7 protein-coding genes and 1 pseudogene are annotated in these 6,745 nt (G+C 43.1%); 4 read left to right on the forward strand and 4 right to left on the reverse strand.

Going from position 1 to position 6,745, the window contains the following annotated elements:
* Positions 1–120, forward strand: a pseudogene (locus EWV60_RS23235) (IS200/IS605 family accessory protein TnpB-related protein); the annotation flags it as partial.
* A 163-nt stretch (positions 121–283) separates the two neighbouring features.
* On the forward strand, positions 284–928 hold the full coding sequence (darG, locus tag EWV60_RS11900; protein ID WP_287232444.1) for a type II toxin-antitoxin system antitoxin DNA ADP-ribosyl glycohydrolase DarG: 645 nt from the start codon (positions 284–286) through the stop codon (positions 926–928).
* Between the two features lie 307 nt (positions 929–1,235).
* On the opposite strand, the gene rpiA is transcribed toward darG, so the two are convergent.
* Positions 1,236–1,946, reverse strand: coding sequence for a ribose-5-phosphate isomerase RpiA (gene rpiA, locus EWV60_RS11905; RefSeq protein ID WP_002738940.1), 711 nt, complete (start codon positions 1,944–1,946; stop codon positions 1,236–1,238).
* A 72-nt stretch (positions 1,947–2,018) separates the two neighbouring features.
* Positions 2,019–2,546: an RNA recognition motif domain-containing protein gene (locus tag EWV60_RS11910; protein ID WP_287232446.1), complete on the reverse strand. Its 528-nt coding sequence runs from the start codon at positions 2,544–2,546 to the stop codon at positions 2,019–2,021.
* A gap of 565 nt (positions 2,547–3,111) precedes the next feature.
* Between EWV60_RS11910 and EWV60_RS11915 the strand changes: the two genes are divergently transcribed.
* Together EWV60_RS11915 and EWV60_RS11920 are read left to right on the forward strand one after the other, a co-directional pair.
* Entirely contained in the window at positions 3,112–3,312 is a 201-nt protein-coding gene (locus tag EWV60_RS11915) for an NblA/ycf18 family protein (protein ID WP_002739006.1), read from the forward strand.
* Between the two features lie 133 nt (positions 3,313–3,445).
* Positions 3,446–4,327: a universal stress protein gene (locus EWV60_RS11920; protein WP_002778715.1), complete on the forward strand. Its 882-nt coding sequence runs from the start codon at positions 3,446–3,448 to the stop codon at positions 4,325–4,327.
* Positions 4,328–4,843: 516 nt separating this feature from the next.
* On the opposite strand, the gene EWV60_RS11925 is transcribed toward EWV60_RS11920, so the two are convergent.
* A complete protein-coding gene (locus EWV60_RS11925) occupies positions 4,844–5,932 on the reverse strand; it encodes a glycosyltransferase family protein (protein ID WP_287232449.1) in 1,089 nt (362 codons plus the stop codon).
* Positions 5,933–6,078: 146 nt separating this feature from the next.
* Complete coding sequence (locus tag EWV60_RS11930) at positions 6,079–6,696, reverse strand: retron system putative HNH endonuclease (RefSeq protein WP_287232451.1); 618 nt, start codon at positions 6,694–6,696, stop codon at positions 6,079–6,081.
* Positions 6,697–6,745 lie beyond the last annotated feature (49 nt).

Consider the following 6,745-nt stretch of genomic DNA (forward strand, 5'->3'; position numbering starts at 1 on the left):
TCGCGAGGGTTATATCGTACAGATAAAGGGATTCTGGTTCAATCTGATGTCATGGGTTCCTACAACATTTTGCGAAAAGCATTCCCAAATGCGTTTAACCGCTATGGGATAGAGAGGTGAGTAGTTCACCCAAGGAGAATCAATCTCTCGAAGTAAAAGTGAAAGGAATTTCTGAAATGGAATTCAGTCTGTCTATATTTGACTATACTTTTACTAACTATTATTGAGTCATAAAATGAGATTATTATAGTACACAAATACTAAAGCAAGTGAAAGAGCGGACATGATTGAATTCAAGCAGGGCAACATCCTAGAAGAAAATGCCGAAGCCCTCGTCAACACGGTTAACTGTGTCGGCGTGATGGGTAAAGGTGTTGCTTTGCAATTTAAGCAGGCATTTCCCGAAAACTTCCTAGCTTACAAAAAAGCTTGCACCGCTAAGGAAGTACAGCCAGGAAAAATGTTTATCTTCCCAACTGGACAACTTTTCCCCCGATACTTGCTTAATTTCCCCACCAAACGCCACTGGAAGGAAAAATCAAGGCTTGAGGATATTCAAACAGGACTAAAAGCATTAGTTGCGGTGGTGCGTCATTTGGAAATTCGTTCCATAGCTATCCCTCCTCTTGGCTGTGGTAATGGTGGACTCGACTGGGCTGAGGTGAAGCCTTTGATTGAAGAGGCTCTGTCTGAAATACCAGAGGTTAAGGCGATTATCTTTGAGCCTCAAGGCGCACCCGTAGCAGACAAGATGAAAGTAGCCACAGAAAAGCCCCAAATGACCCGCGCTCGCGCCTTGTTTGTGCGACTCTTGGAATTGTATGGCATACCGGGCTATCGGCTCTCCAAGCTTGAGATTCAGAAACTCGCCTACTTCTTGCAGGTAGCTGGTGAGCCGCTAAGACTCCAATACGTCAGACACCAATAGGGCCCCTATGCCGACAACCTTAATCACGTCTTGCAAAAGATTAGACCTCTTGCAAAAGTCTTAAGTCGATCCTTGTACAGCAACATTTTTGAAGATTATCAACTACTAATAAATAATTAACTGAAAGTCCCTCCCATTATTGTTTCTATCGTTTGTTTATTTCGTTTCTCGCCGTATTTCTCCTTTTTTCTTGAGAATGAAATAGCTCTACCCTTATTAAGGGGGGTATCTGACAGTTTTTAACACCTAACTACTTAATAAAACAGGCGGCAGGCCTGTTTCACTATTAGCTTCAGAATAATTAAGCCTACTTAATTTCGCGCACTACCGGCTTACCGTCGATAATTTCACCGACGAGAATCAGATCAGCAACCCCGACGAATAAACCATTTTCTAAAACCCCCGGCATATTATTAATAGTTCTTTCCAAATCAGCTGGATCATCGATACTATCAAATTTAACATCGATAACTAAATTGCCTTGATCGGTGACCACCGGGCCGGCTTTTTTCACTCCCATGCGCAGGGAAGGTTTACCACCGAGGGCCTCTAATTTCCGCATCACCGGAGTCATGGCCATGGGTAACACTTCCACCGGCAAAAGAAAAGTCGATCCCAACTTATCCACCAGCTTATTGCCATCCACCACCACGACGAAAATATCGGCGAGACTATCGACAATTTTCTCCTGAGTATGGGCAGCACCGCCGCCTTTAATCAGATTTTTCTGGGGATCCACCTCATCGGCCCCATCGATGGCGATATCCATCTTCACGATGACATCGAGGGTAGTGAGGGGAATTCCGTACTTCCGGGCCAAAACCTGCGCTTGAAAAGAAGTAGGAACCCCGACAATATTGCTGATTTCCCCGCTTTGCAGTCTAGCACCGAGATATTCGATCGCGTAGGCCGTCGTTGAACCAGTTCCCAATCCCACGACCGAATTAGATTGAACTAGATTAGCGGCGGCCTTACCGACCTCCTGTTTCATAAGAATGACCGGATCGATTGCTGTCATGATGCACATTCCTAAAAGCGATGTTTTGAACCTCTTAGTTATCGGCTATCCCTTGCCCTCTTGTCAATGGAATTAGGGATTAGTGGCCTGAGCTGCTAACATTTCCTTGAGTTTAGCCAATTCATTGGCCCAACGGGGATCTGGCTGTAAAGCGTCACCATCGCTGGTAACTTTCGGGGCATTATTGCCACCCCGTTCAGCCTTGCGTTTTTTGCCGCCGCCGCCACCACCACTGGATTTGCGCGGTGCCGCCGTCGTCGGTTTCGGAGTCGGTCTTTCGACTTTTTCCGGGGTTTCTACGCTGGCCTCCGGTCCGTCTGCTTCTTCTCCTTCTTCTTTACCTCCCTTGCTGCGGGGGAGAGCTTTCTCGATTTTGATCGGGTTTTCCATGAAGGATTGACCGTTGTATTTTTCGATAAACTGGTCAGCTAGTTCATCGCTAGGGACGGTAACGAAGGCAAAACCGCGACATTTGCCGGTTTTGCGATCTTTGATGACTTTAGTGGTGATCGTATCCCCTTCATCGGCAAAAAGCGCCTGTAATTTTTCGCGCTCGACGGATTCTTTGGGCAAATTACCAACGTATAGACGAACGGACATGATGGATTCCTCCAAGTATAGGGTGATGTAAAAACTTGTGCGACATTCCGTGCCTGTATGCTGATTTTTTTAAGGCAAACAGAGCTAAGGAAGATATTTCCCAGCGATAAGCTTGTAGTTTCTGCACGATAGCGGCTGTGGCCGTCAATTTTGACTATCCTTAACGATTTCAACGAGAGGGACGGAATCTAGGGGTTACGTTTTTAGCTTTTAACAGGCCTAACCATTCAACTTACCCGATTTATGTCGCTCTTTTCGATTATTACAGAATGTTTCCACAATTTGTCAAATATTTTCTCTCGCTCTGGGCTGCCTAAGTATAACTACTTAAGTATTTGTTCACAGTAAGCAAAATTTTATGAAAACTCTTGCTAAATGTATCATTATATGCTTCTTTGCTTTTGGCGGCGGGGTATCCTAGCTAACAGGAGGGAGAAAGCAAAACCCTCTCTACAGATACATTGACACTTTGTCAAGTATTTGTTACATTAGTTAAAGAAAAGAGGTGATACCAATCACCCATCTCGCTTGTGATCAACCACTGTCTTCATTGAGGAGGAACACCATGTCTCAACCGATCGAACTTTCCTTAGAACAACAGTTCAACATTCGTTCTTTTCAGACTCAGGTAGAAAAAATGAGTCAGGAGCAAGCGCAGGACTTCCTGATCAAGCTCTACGAACAAATGATGGTCAGAGAAAATATGTACAAAGCTTTTCTCAAACACCAGTGGGGTCTAGATTCTAATCCCTGGGCCCCCCAGTAACTCATTTCACCCCTTCGGGCGACCTCTTTCTCCGGCTGGGTTTCTCCGGAAACGAGCTAGGGATGCGGGGCGCATTTCTTCACCTTTTTAGCTATTCTTAGGGAAGAATAACCGAACTGCTGGGGGTTAATTTATGTTCGAGCGCGCTTTGATCTGTACAGATCTTTTCGATGGTCTCCATCGTCTTGTCCATTGTGTGCCACACTTAGCCCTGAGCGGCTTAAAACAAGTTATCTTCCTCCACAGTATTCCGGTTTGGGAACAACCCACCCTAGCTGCCGTAGATCAAGCAAAAATTGACGCGGCCAAAGAAAAATTATCTCCAGCTTTAGCAAATATTCCCGACGGTATGACAGTTATTGTCGAAATCTCTAACCGTCGTCCCGTGGATGCCGTGCGGGAAATCCTCGCTAATCACTCTATTGACGTGATTTTGATGGGAAATCCCATGCGCGGTGCTGTCCAAGAAAAATTATTCGGTAGTACCAGTTTAGCGATCGCAGGTATTACCGATATTCCGCTGCTGATTTTCCGACCGCAATTATTATCAGTTTATACTCACGATGAATTGGCCCTGCGCTGTCAGCATCTCTGGAAACATTTATTAATTCCCTACGATGGCAGTCCCGACGCAATTTATCTAATTGAACAGATAGAAAAATACGCTCAAATCCGCGCCCCTGGCTCTTTTGAGCAATGTCTTCTCCTCCGGGTAGTAGAAAATATCAGTCGCGATCCCGGTGTCACCGAATACCGTTTTAATGATGCTCGTCGGGAATTAGAAGCGGTGCAAGCGCGACTAGAAAAACTCGGTTTGCAAGTAAAGAGCCAAGTGCGATCAGGAACACCTGTATTAGAAGTTTTGACGGCAGCAGAAGAAAATGATATAAGTGCGATCACAGTGGCCACCTGCCATCGTTCTAATATGTTGGAATGGTTAGCCGTGCGTCGGATTAATGAAGATATTCTTCATCAACTGTGGTTTCCGCTCTTATTTTTCTCACCGAAGGGATAGACTGGAAAAAGGCTCTCTTGGGGATAAACCACAAAGGTACAAAGGACAGAGAGAGGAAGACAAATTCGAGCGCTAAAACCTATCACAAAAAAGACAAGAGAGCCGCAAAAATTTGGAGGAAATTAACTTAAGTAAGTAGGGTCTGCTGAATAATGGTAAAACCCTTTTAAAATAAAGCTTTTGACCTGTTAAAGTCCGATGTTCATGCTGCGAAAATAGGATAGGGACTTTCAAAAACCTTGCATTATCCTTCTTGTAGTACATCGCTTGGTACAAAAAACAAGGGCAACAAAGCCTGAAACGACCGGCTACTGACTCGGAGACTCCTGACTCCTACCCCTAGGAAAAACTTTTTCAGCAGACCCTAAGTAGTTACAATTAAATTGAAGATGGATTTTGCCTCTGAGCTACCCTGCCCCTACCCTTAATCCCCCTTGATAAGGGGGGTGTCTGATAATTTTTAATGCCTACCTACTTAATAATCAGAGGTTAAATTGGCTAAGTTAATCATTACTATTACCTCTCAAAGTATTCTACGATAGCTCTCGCTATCGATTCTGCACCATCTTTAGGCAGTTTAACCTTTAATCGTGGCGGTTGGGGGGCTTGGCGTAAAAAGTCCCAATTACCTTGAAAAAATTCTTCACTGCTAATAATTTGATGATCACTATAATCTTGAATTCCGGCCAATAAAATCGCTGATTCGGCGAAACCTTCTCGCATTAGGGAAACAATCGGCACCTCTAATTTTAAAGCCTCGGCAAAGGTACTATATCCCGGTTTGGAAATAATTCGATCGCACAGGGGCATAAAATCCACGGGACGATAGCTCCGATCTAGTTTATCCTGTAAGCGGACTAAATTGGGCAGTTCGGGCGCGTTTTTTTCAAAAGTGATAAATTGCCAATCGGGAAAACTGGCGAGGTTATTATATGGAATTGCTTCTAATCCTAACCCCCCAAAACTCAATAAAATAGTTTTTTCTTTAGGGGCATTTAGCTTAAATTCCTGTCGCAATTCTTCTTCACTGTAGCGGGGTGTCCCCCCGGTTAAATTTGCTTCTGTAACGTGAGGAAATGCTGTCATCGCTTCTGCTAAAGGCAGTTTAAACAAGCGATCGCATTGATTATAACAACGACTGATCCAATCACTAATACTGGCAAATTCTTCACCCCAATCACGATAGATAAAATCCCAGCCAAAGTTACCAATCATCCAACAAGGAAGCCCCGCGCTTTTGGCAATTAGTGCCGCTAAAGGCGGTAAATCGGCTACAACTAAACCCACACGATTAGTTTTAATAAAATTAACTTCACTGGCAATAATTGACCTGGATTGAGCAATTATTTGTTCTAATTTTTCTTTAGTAGCTAATTTATCCATCGTTAAACTATCCGATTGGATTACCCCCACATCAAACCCCCGATGTCTTTGAATATATTCTCCAGATATATAGGAATCTAATAACCAGCGCGGGGCAGTGGTGACTAATATCGGCAAAATTTCGGGATTAAGTTCAATAATATTAGCTACTACCGAAGCACTGCGGACGGCATGGCCAAAACCATGATTAGTAACGGCAAAATAAACAACAGGACGAGACATAAATAGCAAGTAAGGTGAGAATAATAAGCGAGAAATTTTGTTTTTCAGACCGTAGATAATAATTACCCTTAATTTTAGGGAGGCAAATGAGGCAGGATATAAATACTAGCAAAAGCATAATATTCCGCTCCCGGTTGACAAGCTTCTTACAGTAAAGATAAAACCTCCGAGTCTCCTTGTTTGGCGTAACGTAATAATGCTAACAACTTTTTAATATATTGACTACGATGGTTGATTAATTCTTTTCGTCCACGCATACCATTGAGATCGAACAAATCTTCAACAATTTGACCACGCCGATCCCGACCATAAACACTGGCCAATTTTGCCATTTCATCCCAAACAAATTCAAGATGTGTATTCGGATCGGTTACTCCATCCGTGGGGTCTATTAACAGAGGATTTCCCGTGATATCATCGAGAGGAAAATTTGTGCCTTTGTGATTGGCATCATTACATTTATCACAAGAAAGCAGTAAATTCTCCCAAGTAAAAGTCAGATCAGGATACTGGCTTTTTGGATAAAAATGTTCGATCGCTCCGTAAGTTACCACTATAATCTTACTTTCACAGTAAGCGCATTTCCCATTAAACATTTTAACTAATGCTTCTTTAACTTGCGGATGACTGTATTTATTTTGTGCTTTGTTAATGTCAGTTTTAGTGGCCTTGTTGTTTGATTTTATTGATTCTAAAGGCTCTTCGGGAATTGTTATGCAAATAATTAACTTAAAATAAAATTCGATGAGAGCAACTACGCTCAAAAGTAGCTGAAATTCATACAGGAAAGGACTTAAGGCACAAATAGGTTAA

The organism is Microcystis sp. Msp_OC_L_20101000_S702 (assembly GCF_007095705.1).
Classification (GTDB): Bacteria; Cyanobacteriota; Cyanobacteriia; order Cyanobacteriales; family Microcystaceae; genus Microcystis; species Microcystis ichthyoblabe_A.

Coding starts and splice junctions, on each gene's coding strand:
- darG (WP_287232444.1), top strand. CDS start 284: ATGATTGAATTCAAGCAGGGCAACATCCTAGAAGAAAATGCCGAAGCC.
- rpiA (WP_002738940.1), bottom strand. CDS start 1,946: ATGACAGCAATCGATCCGGTCATTCTTATGAAACAGGAGGTCGGTAAG.
- EWV60_RS11925 (WP_287232449.1), bottom strand. CDS start 5,932: ATGTCTCGTCCTGTTGTTTATTTTGCCGTTACTAATCATGGTTTTGGC.
- EWV60_RS11915 (WP_002739006.1), top strand. CDS start 3,112: ATGTCTCAACCGATCGAACTTTCCTTAGAACAACAGTTCAACATTCGT.
- EWV60_RS11920 (WP_002778715.1), top strand. CDS start 3,446: ATGTTCGAGCGCGCTTTGATCTGTACAGATCTTTTCGATGGTCTCCAT.
- EWV60_RS11910 (WP_287232446.1), bottom strand. CDS start 2,546: ATGTCCGTTCGTCTATACGTTGGTAATTTGCCCAAAGAATCCGTCGAG.